Below are 16,458 nucleotides of genomic sequence, written 5' to 3'. Positions count from 1 at the left end.
CACCACACCGGTGCCCCAACAAGGGTCTGTCAACCAACCGTTTGACAGTGAAGATCGAGGTTGCCATGCTGCGGACAGGACTCGCGCAGGGAGGCTCCAGTGCACGACGACCGCAGGCCGCAACGCTTCCCCCGAACGGCCCGGGCCTGATGGGCCGCGCGCTGGTCGTCGGCGGCACGGGCCCGACCGGCCCCCCGATCGTGGCCGGGCTGCTCGCCCGCGGCCACGAGGTGACGATGTTCCACACCGGCCGCCACGAGGTCGCGGAGCTGCCGGACGTGCCCCACGTGCACGGCAGCCCGTTCGAGGCCGGCGACATCGCCCGAGCGGTGGGCGAGGGCGGGTGGGACGTGGTCGTCGCGACCTACGGCCGGGTCCGGCTGATCGCCGACGAAGTCGCGAACCGCTGCGCGCACCTGGTCGTGGTCGGCGGGGTGCCGGTCTACCAGGGTTACGTCAACCCGGGTTCACGCTTCCCGTACGGCGTGGCGCTGCCCGTGCGCGAGGACTCGCACCCGCTCGTGGCGCCGGACGAACCGCGCTTCGCCGGCTATAGCACGGGCCCGATCCGGCGCACCGAAGACCACGTGTTCTCGTTGGGCGCCAAGGGCTCCTTCGGCGCCACCTACCTGCGCTACCCGACCGTTTACGGGCCGCGCAACCCGTATGCGTGGGAGTGGAACGTGGTGCGCCGCGTGCTCGACGGCCGGCCGTGGCTGATCCTCGCCGACGGCGGGCACGGCATCCACTCGCGCATCGCCGCCCGCAACGCGGCAGAGGCCGTGCTACTGGCGGTCGACCGGCCGGCGATCGCGGCGGGCAAGGCGTACAACGTCGCCGACGACGACTTGCTCACCGTGCGGCAGTGGGCGCAGCTCGTCGCCCGCGCCGCGGGCTGCGACCTGGAGATCCGGTCACTGCCCCGGGAACTGCCCAACCCCGGCCTCGCGGTGTCGGCGTTCGGCGGCCAGGAGTCGCCGACGTGCATTGTGGACACGAGCCGGCTGCGCGAGGACCTCGGCTACCGCGACGTGGTCTCGGTTCCCGACGGGATCGCCGAGACCGTGGAGTGGATGCTGGCGAACGAACCGGTCCTGCGGGCGTCGGGCACCACGGATCCCTTCGACTACCCCGCCGAAGACGCGTTGGTGGCCGCCTACGAGCACGCGTTGGCGAGCCTCGCCCCGCAGGCCGCGCCGTTCGGGACGGGCATCGAGCGGATGGACATGGTGCAGACCGCGAAAGGCCGCGCCCTATGACGCCAGCACCTGGCGGCGCACGTCGCGGGTGTCGTACCAGGTGGCGACTTTCGCGATCCGGCCCTCGCGCAAGTCGAACACGTCGAGGGCACTGAAAACGATCGGCCGGCCGTCGCGCAAGCGGCCCGTGAAGTCGATCTCCGTCACGACGGCGTCGCCGGCCTCGATCCAGCGGGTGACGCGGTCGTCGTGCTCGGCGTAGCCCGCGAGGAGCTTCGCGAAGTGCGCGATCGCCGCGTCCCGCCCGACGACCGGGGCCGCGCCGACGGTGCGGATCTCCACGTCGTCGGCGAAAACCCCGGCCAGCTCGGCGAAACGCTCGGCGTTGATCGCGGAGAAGTACGCCTCGACCGCCGCCCGGCTCACGACCCGACCAGCTTCTTCAGCTCCGTCATCGCCTGGAACGACCACCTCGCCAGTGACGGGTCGCCGAACGCGGTGATGTTCCACATGACGAGGTGGCGCAGCCCGGCCTCGCGGTACTCCGCCAGCTGCTCGGCCACCTGGGCCGGGGTGCCGCAGAACGCGTAGTGCCGCACGACTTTCGGCGGGATCGCCTCGATGATCCGCAGCGACTCGGCGCGGGACACGGCCGTGGGGATGAAGTCGTGGAACCCGGATCCGCCCGGCCCGCCGTCCAGCGGCGGTTCGACCCCGAGGTCGCGGAAGACCTGCGCGGGCAGCAAAACGCACAGCGCGCGCACGAGCGGCGCCTCGGTGAGCCGCTGCACCGTCTCCTCGTCGGGCCCCATGAGCAGGTACCCGAGCATGCCGGGCGTGATCGCCTCGGGATCGCGGCGCGCGTCCTGCGCCGACTGCCGGATCGTGTCGAGCGACTTGGCGTACTCGACCGGCGACATCTTGGTCGGCAGCCAGCCGTCGGCCTTGGCCCCGGTGAGCTCCAGCATCCGCGGGCCGTGCGCAGCCGTCCAGATCTCGGGCGCCTTCCCCTGGTATGGCCGCAATCCCAGGACGGCGTTCTCCAGGGAGTGGAACTTCCCGGAGTAGTTGACAGGTCCGTCGGCCTCCCACAGCAGCCGCATCACGTCGATGCCTTCGCCCAGCTTCGCGACGGGCTTGTCGAACGACATCCCGTACGGCGTGATGTTGAGCCGCTCCCCCGAGCCGAGCCCGATGATCGCGCGGCCCTTCGTGACGTGGTCCAGCGTGAGCGCACTGGCCGCGGCCATCGCCGGGTTGCGCCGGATCAGGTCGGTGACGACGACGCCGACCTTGATGCGCTCGGTCTGTGCCCCGACGACCCCCATCATGATCAGCGGGTCGAAGTACGCGTGCGGGTTGGGCTGCACCGCGGCCAGCGGTGTCAGATCCTCGGTCCACATGGTGTCGGCGTGCCAGCCCATGAGGTGGTCGGGCCACCAAACGGCGTCGAAGCCCTCGGCCTCGCTGCGGCGCGCGAACTTCACCGCGGCGTCCGCGGGCGGCATGATCTGACCGGGCACACCGAGCTGCAGACGCTCCACTCAGTACCTCCATCCATCGCCGAACGTCGGGATCCGCGCCCCGAGGTAGTCCTCGACGCACGTGAGGGCGGCGCGGGCCGCGCGGTCCGTGCCGACGCCGCGGCTGCGGAAGGTCTCGCTGGCGAACCAGAGCCCCTCGACGTTGGGCGCGCGCCAGTGCGGCCGGTACTTCCCGACCAGGCCGGGCATCTGGATCACACCGAAGCTCGGCTCGAACACCAGGTGCCGGCGCCGCCAGACCGGGTTCGCCAAGCCGGGCCACATCGTCTCGACGTCGCGTTCGAACGCCTGCATCGTGGCGCGGCACCACTCGCGGTCGCGGCCCTTCGCGCCCGGGATGATCGCGCCCAGCGCGTGCAGGTGCGTGCCTTCGGGCGAGCACGACGGGTCCATCGCCGACTGGTCGAACATGAACCCGGAGCAGTCCGTCGACGGCGTCGCGGTCCAGGTCGAGAGCTCACGCGGGTCGAACCGCGTGACCGGCTCCTCGGTGGCGAGGTAGAGGCCGAGCCAGGCGATGCGGAACTTGTCCTGCGCCAGGAACTCGATCTGCGAGGCGTACCACTCCGGGAGCACGCTGCGCGGCACCACGTTCAGCACGTGCCACACCGGCAGCGTGGAGATCACCGCCGGGGCCTCGAGGATCTCCTCCTCGAAAAACTCGTTGGGCAGCACCTTCGGCTCGCGCGCGACCGCGACGCCTTTCACCGCACCGTTTTCGACGATCACGCGCTCGACCGAGGTCCCCAGGCGCAGCTCGCCGCCGTGCCCGGTGATCGCGTCGGCCAGATCGCGCCACAGCCCGTCCCAGCCCTGGCCGGGCCAGCACGAGTAGGCGGCGGTGTTGCGCTCCTCGTAGTGCATCTTGCGCACGTAGAGGTTGTCGCTGGCGGAGTGGTCGTACCAGTTGTCGGTCATGCACTCCAGCACGGAGATGAACTCGAACAGGTCCACCACACCCTGGTCGGAGGTGTGCTGGTGGATCCACTCGCGCAGCGGCCGGTCGTCCCACTCGTCGAGCTCCGAGTACGGGGTGTCGGCGAGGGCCTTGACGACCTTCTTGAGCTCCGCGCGGTCGGTGTAGCGGTCGCGGATCGAGCCCCAGCCCGACCCGTTCTCCCAGATCGGCATCTCCTTGCTGACCTCGCCGTGGATCAGCTCCTTGCCGACGTGCTCGAACACCTTGGTGAGGCCGGATCCGCCGTCTTCGATCAGGTGCCCGCCGAGGTTGACGGTGAACCCTTCGTCCGGCACGGCCATCGCGCGCCCACCCAGGTACGGGCTGCGGTCGAGCACGACAACCCGTTTGCCTTCGCGCGCGAGCAGCGCCCCCGCGCACAGGCCGGCCGCGCCCGCCCCGATCACCACCACGTCGTAACTCGACACGGCATCACCTTTCTTCGCCGCAGTCGCGTTCAACGCACTGTCGCGGCTGGGTTTTCCGGCTTGTCCACCATCGAGTACCCACGCTAGTTTGTCAAACGGTCGGTAGATAGAGCGGGGAGTCGCCATGACGAGCAGATCCGCCGGTTCCGTCCGGCCCGTGGCCGCCACCACGCTCGGCGATCTGGTGCGCCGTGGCGGGCTGGCCCATCCCGACCGCGAAGCCCTCGTGTTCCCGGCCGAGCGGGCCACTTACGGTGCGCTCGCCGACCGCGTCCGGGAGTTCACCCGCGCGCTGCTGGGGCTGGGAGTGCAGCCGGGCGACCGGGTCGGGATCCTGCTGCCCGCGTCGGTCGACCTCCTCGCGCTGCTGGTGGCCGCGACCGAGGCCGGCGCGATTGCGGTGCCGGTCAACGCGCGGTTCAAGTCCGTGGAGCTCGAAGGCATCGTCACGCACTCGGGGATGCGGGTGCTCGTGACCGCTCCCCCGCGGGCCGGCGAGCCGGACTTCGCCGAGCTGCTGCACCGGACGTTTCCGAGGCTTGCCGAAGGTGCTGCTGCCGAGCTGGAGCACGTCGTGCACCTGGGTGGTCCCGGTGGCCGCGGGCTGATGTCGTCCGCGGAGTTCTTCGCGGCGGCGTGTCCTGCGGCCGAGGCCGACCGGGCGGCGGCGAGCGTGCGGGTCCGCGACACCGCGTTGCTGGTCTACACGTCGGGGACGACGGACTCGCCCAAAGGCGCGATGCTCAGCCACGAAGCCCTCACGCGGCTGGCCGACGGGATCGGCGGCGAGCGGATGCCGTTGACCGCGCAAGACCGGGTGTGGACGGCGATCCCGCTGTTCCACGGTGGCGGGATCACCTTCGCCCTCACCTGCCTCACGGCCGGCGCGACGTTCGTGCACCCGCGGTTCTTCGACCCCGCCACGACGTTGGACCTCCTGGTCCGCGAGCGCGTGACGGTCGCGCTGGCGGCGTTCGAGACGATCTGGCTGCCGGTGCTCGACCAGCCGGACTTCGCCTCGCACGACCTGTCCCGGATCCGGGTCGTGATGGTGGTCGGTGTGCCCGAACGGCTCCGCGCGATGGCGGCGCGGCTGCCGGACGCGGTGCACGTGTCCTGCGTGGCGATGACCGAGTCCGCCGCGTTCCTCACGCTCAACCGGCTCGACGACCCACCGGGCAAACGCGCGGAAACCGGTGGGCACCCGATGCCGGGGATGCGGTGCCGGGTCGTCGATCCCTCGGGTGACGACGTGGCCCCCGGTGTGCCGGGTGAGCTGCTTTTCCGTGGCCCCAACACGTTCGACGGCTACTTCCGCGACTCCGACCTGACCGCGCGCGTGTTCGACTCGGCCGGCTGGTTCCACACCGGCGACGTGGTCGTCGCGGATTCCGACGGGCGGCTGACGTTCGTCTCCCGGCTCAAGGACATGCTCAAGGTCGGTGGCGAGAACGTCGCGGCGGCCGAGGTCGAGGGGCACCTGCTCACGCATCCGGCCGTCGCGATCGTGGCCGTGGTGGCGGCTCCGGACGCGCGCTATGTCGAGGTGCCGGCGGCGTTCGTCCAGCTCAAACCGGGGTGGTCGGTGACCGAGCGAAAGCTGATCGACCACTGCGTCGGGCGGATCGCCTCCTACCGGGTGCCGCGCTACGTGCGCTGGGTGACCGAGTGGCCGATGTCGGGGACGAAGATCAAAAAAGTGGAGCTGCGCAAGAGGATCGCGGACGAGCTGGCGGCCGCCGGCATCACGGAAGCGCCGCGGGTACGCCGATAGTCGCTCTGGAGGAGCCATGTCCACCATCCCGGATCTGCTCGAGTTGTGCGCCGCCGAGCGCGAAGTCGTGTTCCCTGACGGGCGCTTGAGTTACGGCGAGATCGCCGTTGAGGCCCGACGGTTGGCGGGATCGTTGTGGGCGGAGGGAATCCGCCCCGGCGATCACGTCGGCGTGCTGGTACCCGGCGGGATCGCGAGTGTGACGACCTGGCTGGGGATCGCCTACCTGGGCGCGGTCACCGTCCCGGTGAACCCTCGGCTCAAGGCCGCGGAGCTGGCCTATGTCGTGGAGCACGCGGACCTGCGGCTGCTGTTCGCCGACACCGCGCTCGGGCCGGTGCTCGCTTCGGCGCTGCCCGGGCTCGCCGCTTGTTCCGGGCAGCTTTCCTTGCGGGTGGCGCCAGTCCTGCGAGCGGTCGTCGCCGTGGACGACGGCCCGACGCCCGCCGGCTGGCTCTCGCGCACCGCGTTCTCGGCGAATTCCGCCGACGCGGCAACGGTGGCCGCGGCCCGGGCCGGTGTGCGCGCCGAGGATCCCGCGTTGATCCTCTACACCTCCGGCACGACGGCCCGGCCCCATGGTTGCGTGCACGACAACGCTTCTCTGGTGGCCGAGGGTGGAGCCGTCGCCGAACGGCTCGGGCTCACCTCACAGGACCGCTTCTGGACCGCCCTGCCGATGTTCCACTGCGGCGGCTACGACGTCGTCCTCGCGGCGCTGGCGGCCGGGTGCGCGATGGTCCACACCGGACCGTTCGAGCCGGGTCTGGCGCTGCGTCAGCTGTCCGAAGAACGGTGCACGGTCGCGTTTCCGGCGTTCGAGACGATCTGGCTGCGCGTGCTCGACCACCCCGAGTTCCCTCGGACGGATTTGTCCGCGCTTCGCCTCGTGCTCAACGTCGGCGCGCCCGAACGGCTGCGCGCCATGCAGGCTCGGATCGCCCCGGCCGTGCAGATGTCGTCCCTCGGCTCGACGGAGTCCCTCGGCTTCTGCTGCGTCGGCTCCCCCGACGACCCGGCCGACGTCCGCGCCACCACGAGCGGCAAAGTGCTGCGGCACATGGAAGTCCGCGTCGTCGACCCTCAGACGCGAACGGTCGTCCCCGCGGGCACCCGCGGCGAACTCCAGTTCCGCGGCACCTCCCGCTTCTCCCACTACCACCGCGACCCCGAGCTGACCGCCGAACGCCTCGACCCCGCCGGCTGGTTCTCCACGGGCGACCTCGTCGTCGCCGACCCCGCCGGCCGCCTCTCCTTCGTCTCCAGGCTCAAGGACATGCTCAAAGTCGGCGGCGAAAACGTCTCCGCCGCCGAAGTCGAAGGCTGCCTCGCCGACCACCCCGCCTGCGACGTCGTCCAGGTCGTCGCCGCCCCGGACGCCCGCCTGGGCGAAGTGGCCGCCGCCTTCGTCCAACTCCGCCCCGGCGCCACCGTGACGGAACGCGCCCTGATCGACCACTGCCTCGGTCGAATCGCGACGTTCAAGGTGCCGCGCTACATCCGCTTCGTCACGGACTGGCCGATGTCGGGCACGAAGGTGCAGAAGTTCCGCCTGCGGGAGGTTATTGCCTCGGGACTGCGCGCTGCGGGCATCACGGAAGCACCTCGGCTGTCGTCGCGTTCGACCGGGCTGCACAGCTAGTTCGTTCGCCGGTGGGACTCGAGACGCTTGAACAAGTAGCCGACGACCTCGCCTTGACCGCGACGTTCTGCCAGGAGGACAGGAACTTGTCCCGGCTTTCCTGCCCCGGCTCGACGAACACGAACGAGCCGTTGACCAGGTCCCACCCTTCGCGACACACGGAGTTGAGCACGTCGGCCGGGTCGGTCCCCGCTGACTCGTCCTCCCACCGACGACCGCGAGCTGGGCCGGTGACCACGGCCGTCCTCAACTGACGGGCGCGCCGATCAGCTGGCCGATGCCGTAGGTGACGGCGACGGCCAGCGCCCCGAGGACGAGCTGCCGCAGTCCGGAGTGGACCAACGGCCGCCCGGTCAGCTTGCCGACCGTCATCCCCCCGGCGAGCAGCGCGACCGCCGTCAGGATCAGCGACACGACCAGTGTGCTCGCGCCGAACAGGTACGGCAGCAACGGAAGCAGCGCGCCGATCGAGAACGCGACGAACGACGCGCCGCCCGCCAGCGGCGCGGACGGCAGGTCCTGTGGGTCGACGCCGAGCTCTTCGCGCGTATGCAGCCGCAGCGCCTGGTCGGGGTCGCGCGCGACGGCTTCGGCCATGCGGCGGGCGGTGTCGTCGTCGGCGCCGTAGGAGACGAAGCGGCTGACCAGCTCGTCGTGCTCCTGCTGCGGGAAGCGCGCGTGCATGTCGGCTTCGAGCGCGACCTCGGCCTGCACGAGCTCGTTCTGGTTGGTCACCGACACGTACTCGCCGGCGCCCATCGAGAACGCCCCGGCGACCAGCCCGGCCAGCCCGGTGAGCACGATCGTGTGCGGCGTGACGCCGCTGCCGCCGACACCCGCGATGAGGGCCGCGTTGGTGACCAGGCCATCGACCGCGCCGAACACGGTCGGGCGGAGCCAGCCGCCGGAGACGTCGCGGTGGCGGTGGGCCCATCCGGTGGTCGCGGCGGCGGGCCCGGTCCGGCGGCGATCGGGTTCGGGGTGCGTGGTCATGCCCCCGATTCTCGCCGCGCCGGTCACGGCTCGCCCACCGGCCGGCACGTAGACGACCAACGGCCTCGCGCCGGGCGTCTTCCCGATATTCCACAACGGACAATCACCACAGGCCCTGATCGCGGCGGAGTCGGTGGCTCACAGCTCACCGAGAACACGCAACCGGTCACCGAAGGCCCTCCGGCTGACGTGAGCATCCGGGGCGAACCGGTCCCAGCCGTGGGGCACGCCAGGGTGGACGTGGAGTTCGACGGGCACACCGACGGCCCCCAGGGAACGTGCGTACGCGATGTCCTCGTCGCGGAAGAGGTCGAGGTCGCCGGTCTCCACGTACGCCGGAGCCAGACCCGCGAAGTCCGTCAACCGGGCAGGAGCGGCGACGGGCGAGACCGAAGGCGTCCCGAGAGTGTCACCCAGCACCGCGCTCCAGGCGGTGAAGTTGTCGTCCGGGGTCCAGGTGAAGTACGGCGCGCGGGCCGGGTCCAGGGCTTGGGTGCGGTCGTCGAGCATCGGGTAGACCAGGATCTGCCGGGCCAGGCGCACGTCCCGCTCGCGCGCCAGGATCGCGGCGCCGGCGGCCGGGGCGCCGCCGCCGCTGTCGCCCATCACCGCGATCCGGGCGGCGTCCACGCCCATCTCGGGCGCGTGCTCGACCAGCCAGGTCAGGCCGGCGAAGACGTCCTCGGCGAGCGTGGTCCCGGTGACCTCCGGCGCGAGCCGGTAGCCGACGGACAGGAACGGCACGCCGCTGCGCGCGACGTACCAGGACAGCAGCGTGTCGTACAGGTCGAGGCTGCCGAGAACCATGCCGCCGCCATGCGCGTACACGACGGCCGGGCCAGGCCGGGCGGTCGCACCGGTGGTGTACCAGCGCAGTTCGATCGCGGTGCCGTCGGGCGCGGTGGCGTCGGGCGCGGTGGCGTCGGGCGCGGTGGCGAAGTGGGTGGCGGTCGTGACGCCGGCGGCCGGCGGGACCAGCGTCGCCAGGTACGCCTGGCCCGCGTTGCCGGACTCCCGCAGCGCCCGCCAGTCCCCACGCTCGCGCGCGGCTACCCCGTTCGGGACGGGCCCGAGCTCCGGGTCGAGGGCGTAGGTCATCGGCCCTCGTTCCGGATCACGAACATGCTGTCGATCTTGCCGGCGCGAACGGTGAAATAGTTCGTCATGATCAGCGGATCCGGCAGGCCGGCCTTGGGATAGTCGCCCTCGTACGCGGCGCGGACCAGGGTGACACCGTGGTGGTCGACGACGTCGGTGACCCGCAGCGTCACATGGTCGCCGACCATCTCGGCGGCGGCCCAGGCCCGGATCGCGTCGATACCCCAGAACTCGCGGCGGGCGTCGTTGACCAGGGCATCCTCGGCGAACGTGGCGACGATGCCGTCCAGGTCGAAGGCATTGACGGCCCGGACGTGGTCGGCCAGGACTCCGGTGAGAGCGGTCATGGGTGGTCCTCCTCGGCTTGACGACAAGACCAGGTTCACCGGTCCGGCCGAGGGAGGGTCAACAGCCCGCGTCGAGCTTGGCCCTCCCGCACGGGCAGGGTTGAGGATGGGCACATGGGCCCGCGGCTGACGATCGGCGATTTCTCCCGCCTCACGCACCTGAGCGTGAAGACCCTGCGCCACTACCACCAGGTCGGGCTGCTCGAGCCCTGTTCGGTCGACCCGCACACCGGCTACCGGTTCTACGACCTCGAGCAGATCCCGTCGGCACAGGTCATCCGTCGGCTCAGGGACCTGGAGATGCCGGTGGCCGACGTCCGGGCCGTATTGGCCGCACCCGAGGTGGCCATGCGCAACAGCCTGATCGCAGCACACCTCGACAGCCTCGAGGCGGAGCTCGCCCGCACGCGCCAAGCAGTCGACACGCTGCGCGACCTGCTCCGGCGCCCCGACACGGCGTTCACGGTCGAGCATCGGACGGTCGCGCCGGCGCCCGCGGCGGCCATTCAGCAGACGGTGGACCGCGAGGACGTGCTGACCTGGTGGCAGGGCGCGCTGGGTGAGCTGCACGCGACCGTCCGCGCCCAGGGCCTGACGCCGGCCGGGCCCGCCGGCGGCCTGTACGAAAGCGACGTCTACCTGCACGACCGGGGCCGGGTCACGGTGTTCGTCCCCGTCGAGGGCACGCCACGCGAGGTCGGGCGGGTCGTGGGTCTCGTGGTGCCCGCGGCCGAGCTGGCGATCGCCTACCACCGCGGGTCGCTGGACGACGTCGACCTCACCTACGGCACGCTCGGCGCGTACGTCACCGGCCACGAGATCGGCGTCGACGGCCCGCTGCGCGAGTACTACGTGCGCGGGGCGGACGACACCCGCGACACCGCCGAGTGGCGGACCGAGATCGGCTGGCCCGTCTTCCGGGCGGACGCCGGCTGAAGGAGCGCTCGCCCCGCGCGGGAGCGAGCGCTCGCGCGGCTCAGCCGGCCAGCGACGCCTGCAGGGTGATCTCGGGGACGCCCGCCAGCGCGCGGCTGACCGGGCAGCCGGCCTTGGCCTGCGCCGCGTACTCCTTGAACTGCTCCGCGTTGACGCCGGGCACGCGGCCCTCCGTCACGAGCTCGATCTTGATGATCGTCGGCGCGCCGTCGACCGGGCGCAGCGTGACCGAAGCGTCCGTTTCGATCGACTCGGCCGGGAATCCCGCACTCGCCAGCGTGTTGGCCAGCGCCATCGAGAAGCACGACGCGTGCGCCGCGGCGATGAGCTGCTCCGGGTTCGACCCGGGCCCGTCCTCGAAGCGCGACTTGAAGGTCACGCTCCCGCTGATGCTTCCTCCCCCGGCGGTGAACTGCCCGGACCCGGTGGGAAGATCGCCGTTCCAGTTCGCGTGCGCCTTCGAGACGGGCATGCGTCCTCCAGAATCGTCTTGGGTGTCTGATGCCCGGCCGAGCCGGACAGCCACAGTCAATCAGGCGGGGGCCGCGTTCGCCAAAGTTCGGTCGCTGCCCGTCCCGCGGGTTCCCTAGGCTGGGCGGGGTGGAACCCGCCTGACGAGGAGGAGCCCGTCCGATGCGCGCGATCGTCGTGCTGTTCGACACGCTCAACCGCCGGCACCTGCCGCCGTACGGCGCGAGCGGGGTGCACGCGCCGCAGTTCGAGCGGCTGGCCGAGGCGGCCGTGACGTTCGACAACTGCTACGCGGGCAGCATGCCGTGCATGCCGGCGCGCCGCGAGCTGCACACCGGCCGCTACAACTTCCTGCACCGGTCGTGGGGGCCGCTGGAACCCTTCGACGACTCCGTGCCCGAACTGCTCTCGCGCCACGGCGTGCACACCCATCTCGTGACGGATCACCAGCACTACTGGGAAGACGGCGGCGCGACCTACCACAACCGCTTCGACACCTACGAGTTCTTCCGCGGCCAGGAAGGCGACCGCTGGAAAGGCCAGGTCGCCGATCCCGAAATGCCCGAACCGGCGGTCGGGGCGCGGCGGGCGTCGGCGATGATCCGCCAGCACTGGGTCAACCGGCAGCACTTCCTCAAACCCGGACAGCACCCGCAGACACTCACCGTCGACGCCGGCCTGGAGTTCCTCGACACCAACGCGGGCGAGCAGGACTGGTTCCTCCAGATCGAGTGCTTCGACCCGCACGAACCGTTCGTCGCCACCGAAGAGCACCGCGCGCGGTACTCCCTGACGCACGAAGGCCCGGAGTACGACTGGCCGGGCTACCGCCGCGTCACCGAACAACCCGGCGACACGGTCCGGGTCCGCGACGAATACCGCGCCCTGCTGTCCATGTGCGACAGTTCCCTCGGCCGCGTCCTCGACGCCATGGACACCCACGCACTGTGGGACGACACCCTGCTCATCGTCTGCACCGACCACGGCCTCCTGCTCGGCGAACACGGCTGGTGGGGCAAGAACGTACAACCCTGGTACGACGAGAACATCCACACCCCACTGTTCGTCTGGGACCCCCGCAGCGGCGCCCGCGGCGAACGGCGGGCCGAGCTCGTGCAGACTGTCGACTTCGGACCGACCTTGCTCGACTTCTTCGGCGTGGCAAGGCCGAACGACATGCAAGGCCTCCCCCTGACGGGCACAACCACGCGCGACGCCTGCCTGTTCGGCAGCTTCGGCGGCCACGTCAACGTCGCCGACGGTCGGCATGTCTACATGCGAGCGCCCGCCACGGCCGCCAACGAACCGTTGTTCGAGCACACGCTCATGCCCACCCACATGAACAGCCGCTTCTCCCCCGCCGAACTGCGCGACGCCGAACTCATCCCACCCCTGCCGTTCACCAAAGGCGCACCGGTGCTGCGCCTACCCGGCTACGCCTGGGGCGACCCGCACGCGTTCGGCACGCTGCTGTTCGACCTCGAAAGCGACCCCGGCCAGGAAAACCCCCTCGTCGACGACGAACTCGAACTCACGATGGCCACCTGCCTCGTCGACCTGATGCGAGCCGCGGACGCGCCCGCGTCCCAGTTCGAGCGTCTCGGCCTGCCCGCTCAGGGGCCCGTCACGCGGGAGCACCTCCTCGCCCGCGCCCAACGCGACGACGCCCTCGCCGTCCTGGAGGACCTCCCACCGGCGACCGAGTTCGGCTCCGCCGTCCGGACCGCGATCGGTGAACTTCCTCCGGCCGACCGCGAAATTCTCGCGCGCCACCTGCCCATGCTCGCCAACGCCGACTTCGCCACCTCGGTCGCGGCGCTGTCCGTCTGGGAACTGGCCGCCACGACCCCCAGCCTCACGGCCCGAACCCTTCGCTCACTCGACGCGCGGCTGTCGGAGCCGAAGATCCACACAACTTCCTGACCGGATCCGCAAGATCGTCACCCAGGATGGGCCCGCGCGGCGGCGATGGCGCCGCCGACGGTCCTAGGAGGCGAATCGTCCTTGTCCAAGGGAAAAGTCACAACCAGGCGGGTCCGCACCGTGGTCGCCGTGGTGCCGGTGCTCGCGGCGATGGCCGTCGCGGGCACCTCGGCGCAGGCCGCACCCGGCACTTCGGACATCGCGGGACTTCAGGCCCAGATCCACGACGGCACTTTGCTGAGCGACCACGGCGTGCGCACCGCCTGCGTGGCCGGGTGCGGGGCCGCCGTCGTAACCGAGAGCCCGGGCTCGGCGAAAGCGTTGTCGACGACGACTCCAGTCGGACTCGGGGCCACGGACCTCGCGCACGCCTACTCGCTGCCGGCCGCGGGCGTCGGCCGGAAGGGCACGATCGCGGTGATCATCAGCGCGGGCGCGAACACGCACCTGGAGTCGGACCTGGCCGGCTACCGCGAGCAGTACGGGCTGCCCGGGTGCACGACGGCGAGCGGGTGCCTCACGATCACCGAGTTCCACGGCGGGCCGCCGGTGAAACCCCGGACCACCGACGAGTTCAAGGAGTCCGAGGAGGACTGGGCCGTCGAGACGTCGCTGGACGTCGACATGGCCTCGGCGGCGTGCCCGGCGTGTCGCATCATGGTGGTGCAGACGCCGGACATCGACGCGACCGGCGAGCCCGACCCAGACCAGAAGGCCGCCGACTACGCCACTGCCTACCAGACGGCGGTCCGCCTCGGTGCGAACGCCGTGAGCCTCAGCGACATCGAGGTCCTCGACTCGGCCACGATCGACGCGCCCTACAGCAAGGCCCTGAACCACCCGGGGGTGCCGCTGTTCGCGTCGATCGGTGACGTCGGCAGCGCCGACGCCACGGCATTGGGCTCGGCTTCGGCCGAAAGCAAGGCCGACACGAGCTTCTACACCTGGCCCGCCAACCTGCCGTGGGCGGTCGGCGTCGGAGGCACGGCGCTGAAGCCCGTCGACGCGTCGCGCACGAAATTCACCGAGCAGGCGTGGCACAACCTCGGCGGCGAGTGCGCCCTGACGTTCCCACCCGCCGCCGGCCAGCCCGCGTCGATCGCTGCGAACTGCGGTGGGCACCGCGCCTCCGCCGACGTCTCCGCCATCGCCGACCCGGCGAACGGCCCGGCGGTGTACGACACCTACGCGCCTTTCACCGGCAGGCCGCAGAACTGGATCGTCAGCGGTGGCACCAGTGCTTCGTCGCCGTTCGTGGCCGCGTGGTATGTGCGCAGCAGCGGCCACACCACCGGCGCGACGGGCCCGAGCGCGTTGTACGGGGCGCCGGCCTCGGTGTTCCACGACGTCACGACCGACGGCGCTGCCCCGTCCCTGCGCGAGGGCCTGGGCTGGGGCCCGAAGGTGTGCCAGGCCGGACCCGGCTGGGACGGCCCGACCGGTCTCGGCTCGCCGCACGGCCTCGGGCGGTTCTGAGCCGGTCCGGGACCCGAGTGGCCGCGGTGCAGACCCACCGCGGCCACCGGCCTCAGCCGGCCGGGGCACGACCGGGAGCAGGAGGTACGACGGGTGCTCGCCGCCGCTGATGAGGGTGGTGGTCCCGTCGTGCACCTCGGATCCGCGGTCGTGCGGGTGCTTGGTGTCGATTTGGCGACGTCGGGGGCTCAGGTCTCCGCGAAGAAGTCCCGCAACGCTTCGGCGACAACCTGCGGTTGTTCCTCCGGCAGGTAATGGTCACTTTCGACGGCCAGGGTGCGCAGGTCCCTCGCGTACTCGCGCCACACCGCGGGCACGTCGTAGGACTGGCCGACGAAGCTGCCACTCCCCCACAGCGCGAGCAGCGGGCTGGTCACGAGCCGGCCCGCGGCCGCGTCCGCGTCGTCGTGCTCGAGGTCGATGCCCGCGGCGGCGCGGTAGTCCGCGCACGAGGCGGCGATCGCCTCCGGTGTGGAGAAACAGCGCACGTACTCGGCGACGGCGGCGGGATCGAAGGGCGTGCCGCCGTCGTGGCGGGAGTGCATGCGCGAGGTGACCCAGAACTCGGGATCACCGGCGAGCAGCCGTTCGGGGATGCCGTTGCCGGCCGCGAGGAAGAACCAGTGGTAGTAACCGAGGCCGAAGTTCTTGTCGGCGTGCTGGAACGCGTACCGCGTGGGGACGATGTCCAGCACCGCCAGCGCTTTCACGGCTTCGGGCGCGTCGAGCGCGAGCCGGTGCGCCACCCGGCCGCCGCGGTCGTGCCCGGCGACGGCGAAGCGGTCGAAGCCCAGTTTCGCCATGACCTGGAGCTGGTCGTTAGCCATGGCCCGCTTGGAATACTCGTGGTCGCCACCGGCCGGTTTGTCGCTGTCGCCGTACCCGCGCAAATCGGTCAGCACCACCGTGAACTCCTCCGCCAACCGCGGCGCGACGTGGTGCCAGATCAGGTGCGTCTGCGGATAACCGTGCAGCAGCAACACCGGCGGCCCCTCCCCGGCGACCGCGCAGCTGATCCGCACGCCCCCCGCGTCGACCCGCCGGTACCCGAACTTCTCCGGCAAGGGAACACTCATCGAGACCTCCGGTGGCGCGGCTTCATGATCGACTGTAACCGGTTGGTCGCTCACCGCACTGTGCAGACCTCAGGCCTGTGCACTGTTCGCGACGGTGAAGACCAGGTTGAGCACTCCAACCGGGGCGAAGATGAAGAACCACCACTTCAGGCTCTTCAGACATGCACCCCGCAACCACGTCTCGCTGCGGCCGTAGACCCCAGAACTCGTCGTGGCCCAAGCCAGAACGAAGCCCAGCGTCGCGAGATACTGCAGCACCGTCTGTGCTGCGCCGCTGACCACGATCGACACACCCGTAAGCACGATTGCGGCAACGAACGCAACCATGGCGAATCGGGTCGCGGCCACCACGCGCTCGAGCCCCGCCGCGACATCGGTGCGCACATAACCAGGCCTGACTTCCCCAGACGCGACCGCGCAACAACCAGATCACCACCGAAATCGCCGCGACGTAGATCGGGAACAAGAGGCCGATCCACAGAGGCCACGGCACGTCCGACACGGACCCCAGCCGGTTCGACACCCAGTGCGATGTCGATGGCAACGGTGGCTACCGCGTTCGCCGAGGCTGTAGTGACGCTTGTGAGGGGCCG

At 70.9% G+C, this 16,458-nt stretch carries 15 protein-coding genes; 6 read left to right on the top strand and 9 right to left on the bottom strand.

The annotated features are described in order from the left end of the window. Window positions 1–47: 47 nt before the first annotated feature. Entirely contained in the window at window positions 48–1,259 is a 1,212-nt protein-coding gene (locus tag QRX50_RS26330; protein ID WP_285965845.1) for a Rossmann-fold NAD(P)-binding domain-containing protein, read from the top strand. Here QRX50_RS26330 and QRX50_RS26325 read toward each other — a convergent pair. Genes QRX50_RS26325 through QRX50_RS26315 form a run of 3 tightly spaced genes read right to left on the bottom strand, consistent with a single transcriptional unit; the run spans window position 1,254 to window position 4,129 of the window. Beyond that, window positions 1,254–1,625: a nuclear transport factor 2 family protein gene (locus QRX50_RS26325; RefSeq protein WP_285965844.1), complete on the bottom strand. Its 372-nt coding sequence runs from the start codon at window positions 1,623–1,625 to the stop codon at window positions 1,254–1,256. The two genes, QRX50_RS26330 and QRX50_RS26325, sit on opposite strands and share 6 nt — an antisense overlap. Further along, window positions 1,622–2,743: an LLM class flavin-dependent oxidoreductase gene (locus QRX50_RS26320; RefSeq protein WP_285965843.1), complete on the bottom strand. Its 1,122-nt coding sequence runs from the start codon at window positions 2,741–2,743 to the stop codon at window positions 1,622–1,624. The genes QRX50_RS26325 and QRX50_RS26320 overlap by 4 nt, the downstream gene beginning before the upstream one ends. Continuing rightward, window positions 2,744–4,129, bottom strand: coding sequence for a phytoene desaturase family protein (locus QRX50_RS26315; RefSeq protein ID WP_285965842.1), 1,386 nt, complete (start codon window positions 4,127–4,129; stop codon window positions 2,744–2,746). Between the two features lie 124 nt (window positions 4,130–4,253). Here QRX50_RS26315 and QRX50_RS26310 point away from each other — a divergent pair, with 124 nt between their 5' ends. Both QRX50_RS26310 and QRX50_RS26305 read left to right on the top strand, forming a co-directional pair. Continuing rightward, complete coding sequence (locus tag QRX50_RS26310) at window positions 4,254–5,903, top strand: class I adenylate-forming enzyme family protein (RefSeq protein WP_285965841.1); 1,650 nt, start codon at window positions 4,254–4,256, stop codon at window positions 5,901–5,903. Window positions 5,904–5,919: 16 nt separating this feature from the next. Continuing rightward, on the top strand, window positions 5,920–7,545 hold the full coding sequence (locus QRX50_RS26305; protein ID WP_285965840.1) for a class I adenylate-forming enzyme family protein: 1,626 nt from the start codon (window positions 5,920–5,922) through the stop codon (window positions 7,543–7,545). Between the two features lie 246 nt (window positions 7,546–7,791). Here QRX50_RS26305 and QRX50_RS26300 read toward each other — a convergent pair whose 3' ends face one another. The 3 genes from QRX50_RS26300 to QRX50_RS26290 form a co-directional block, all read right to left on the bottom strand. Next, the gene (locus QRX50_RS26300; RefSeq protein ID WP_285965839.1) at window positions 7,792–8,538 is read right to left on the bottom strand and encodes a VIT1/CCC1 transporter family protein; all 747 of its coding nucleotides are present in this window, start codon (window positions 8,536–8,538) and stop codon (window positions 7,792–7,794) included. Window positions 8,539–8,676: 138 nt separating this feature from the next. Continuing rightward, window positions 8,677–9,636, bottom strand: coding sequence for an alpha/beta hydrolase (locus QRX50_RS26295; RefSeq protein ID WP_285965838.1), 960 nt, complete (start codon window positions 9,634–9,636; stop codon window positions 8,677–8,679). Beyond that, the gene (locus tag QRX50_RS26290) at window positions 9,633–9,983 is read right to left on the bottom strand and encodes a nuclear transport factor 2 family protein (RefSeq protein ID WP_285965837.1); all 351 of its coding nucleotides are present in this window, start codon (window positions 9,981–9,983) and stop codon (window positions 9,633–9,635) included. The genes QRX50_RS26295 and QRX50_RS26290 overlap by 4 nt, the downstream gene beginning before the upstream one ends. A 114-nt stretch (window positions 9,984–10,097) precedes the next feature. Between QRX50_RS26290 and QRX50_RS26285 the strand changes: the two genes are divergently transcribed. Continuing rightward, window positions 10,098–10,919 (top strand): MerR family transcriptional regulator, encoded by an 822-nt coding sequence (locus QRX50_RS26285; RefSeq protein ID WP_285965836.1) that lies wholly within the window; start codon window positions 10,098–10,100, stop codon window positions 10,917–10,919. A 40-nt stretch (window positions 10,920–10,959) separates the two neighbouring features. Here QRX50_RS26285 and QRX50_RS26280 read toward each other — a convergent pair whose 3' ends face one another. Further along, complete coding sequence (locus tag QRX50_RS26280) at window positions 10,960–11,391, bottom strand: OsmC family protein (RefSeq protein ID WP_285965835.1); 432 nt, start codon at window positions 11,389–11,391, stop codon at window positions 10,960–10,962. A gap of 161 nt (window positions 11,392–11,552) precedes the next feature. Here QRX50_RS26280 and QRX50_RS26275 point away from each other — a divergent pair, with 161 nt between their 5' ends. Both QRX50_RS26275 and QRX50_RS26270 read left to right on the top strand, forming a co-directional pair. Continuing rightward, window positions 11,553–13,313 carry a sulfatase gene (locus QRX50_RS26275; protein ID WP_285965834.1) on the top strand — a complete coding sequence of 587 codons (1,761 nt, stop codon included), beginning with the start codon at window positions 11,553–11,555 and terminating at the stop codon, window positions 13,311–13,313. An 81-nt stretch (window positions 13,314–13,394) separates the two neighbouring features. Beyond that, window positions 13,395–14,789, top strand: coding sequence for a S8/S53 family peptidase (locus QRX50_RS26270; protein WP_285965833.1), 1,395 nt, complete (start codon window positions 13,395–13,397; stop codon window positions 14,787–14,789). Window positions 14,790–14,977: 188 nt separating this feature from the next. Here the strand turns inward: QRX50_RS26270 and QRX50_RS26265 are convergent, their stop codons facing one another. Both QRX50_RS26265 and QRX50_RS26260 read right to left on the bottom strand, forming a co-directional pair. Continuing rightward, on the bottom strand, window positions 14,978–15,865 hold the full coding sequence (locus tag QRX50_RS26265) for an alpha/beta fold hydrolase (RefSeq protein ID WP_285965832.1): 888 nt from the start codon (window positions 15,863–15,865) through the stop codon (window positions 14,978–14,980). Window positions 15,866–15,934: 69 nt separating this feature from the next. Next, entirely contained in the window at window positions 15,935–16,249 is a 315-nt protein-coding gene (locus tag QRX50_RS26260; protein ID WP_285965831.1) for a hypothetical protein, read from the bottom strand. Between the last annotated feature and the right edge of the window lie 209 nt (window positions 16,250–16,458).

Source organism: Amycolatopsis sp. 2-15, from assembly GCF_030285625.1.
GTDB lineage: Bacteria > Actinomycetota > Actinomycetes > Mycobacteriales > Pseudonocardiaceae > Amycolatopsis > Amycolatopsis carbonis.
The sequence above is the reverse complement of the archived record's forward strand: the minus strand, read 5'-3'. Positions and strand labels throughout refer to the sequence as shown.

Bases quoted from the DNA above. Each gene is read 5' to 3' on its own strand.
- QRX50_RS26285 (WP_285965836.1), top strand. From the start codon at position 10,098: ATGGGCCCGCGGCTGACGATCGGCGATTTCTCCCGCCTCACGCACCTG.
- QRX50_RS26290 (WP_285965837.1), bottom strand. From the start codon at position 9,983: ATGACCGCTCTCACCGGAGTCCTGGCCGACCACGTCCGGGCCGTCAAT.
- QRX50_RS26265 (WP_285965832.1), bottom strand. From the start codon at position 15,865: ATGAGTGTTCCCTTGCCGGAGAAGTTCGGGTACCGGCGGGTCGACGCG.
- QRX50_RS26310 (WP_285965841.1), top strand. From the start codon at position 4,254: ATGACGAGCAGATCCGCCGGTTCCGTCCGGCCCGTGGCCGCCACCACG.
- QRX50_RS26275 (WP_285965834.1), top strand. From the start codon at position 11,553: ATGCGCGCGATCGTCGTGCTGTTCGACACGCTCAACCGCCGGCACCTG.
- QRX50_RS26280 (WP_285965835.1), bottom strand. From the start codon at position 11,391: ATGCCCGTCTCGAAGGCGCACGCGAACTGGAACGGCGATCTTCCCACC.
- QRX50_RS26305 (WP_285965840.1), top strand. From the start codon at position 5,920: ATGTCCACCATCCCGGATCTGCTCGAGTTGTGCGCCGCCGAGCGCGAA.
- QRX50_RS26295 (WP_285965838.1), bottom strand. From the start codon at position 9,636: ATGACCTACGCCCTCGACCCGGAGCTCGGGCCCGTCCCGAACGGGGTA.
- QRX50_RS26300 (WP_285965839.1), bottom strand. From the start codon at position 8,538: ATGACCACGCACCCCGAACCCGATCGCCGCCGGACCGGGCCCGCCGCC.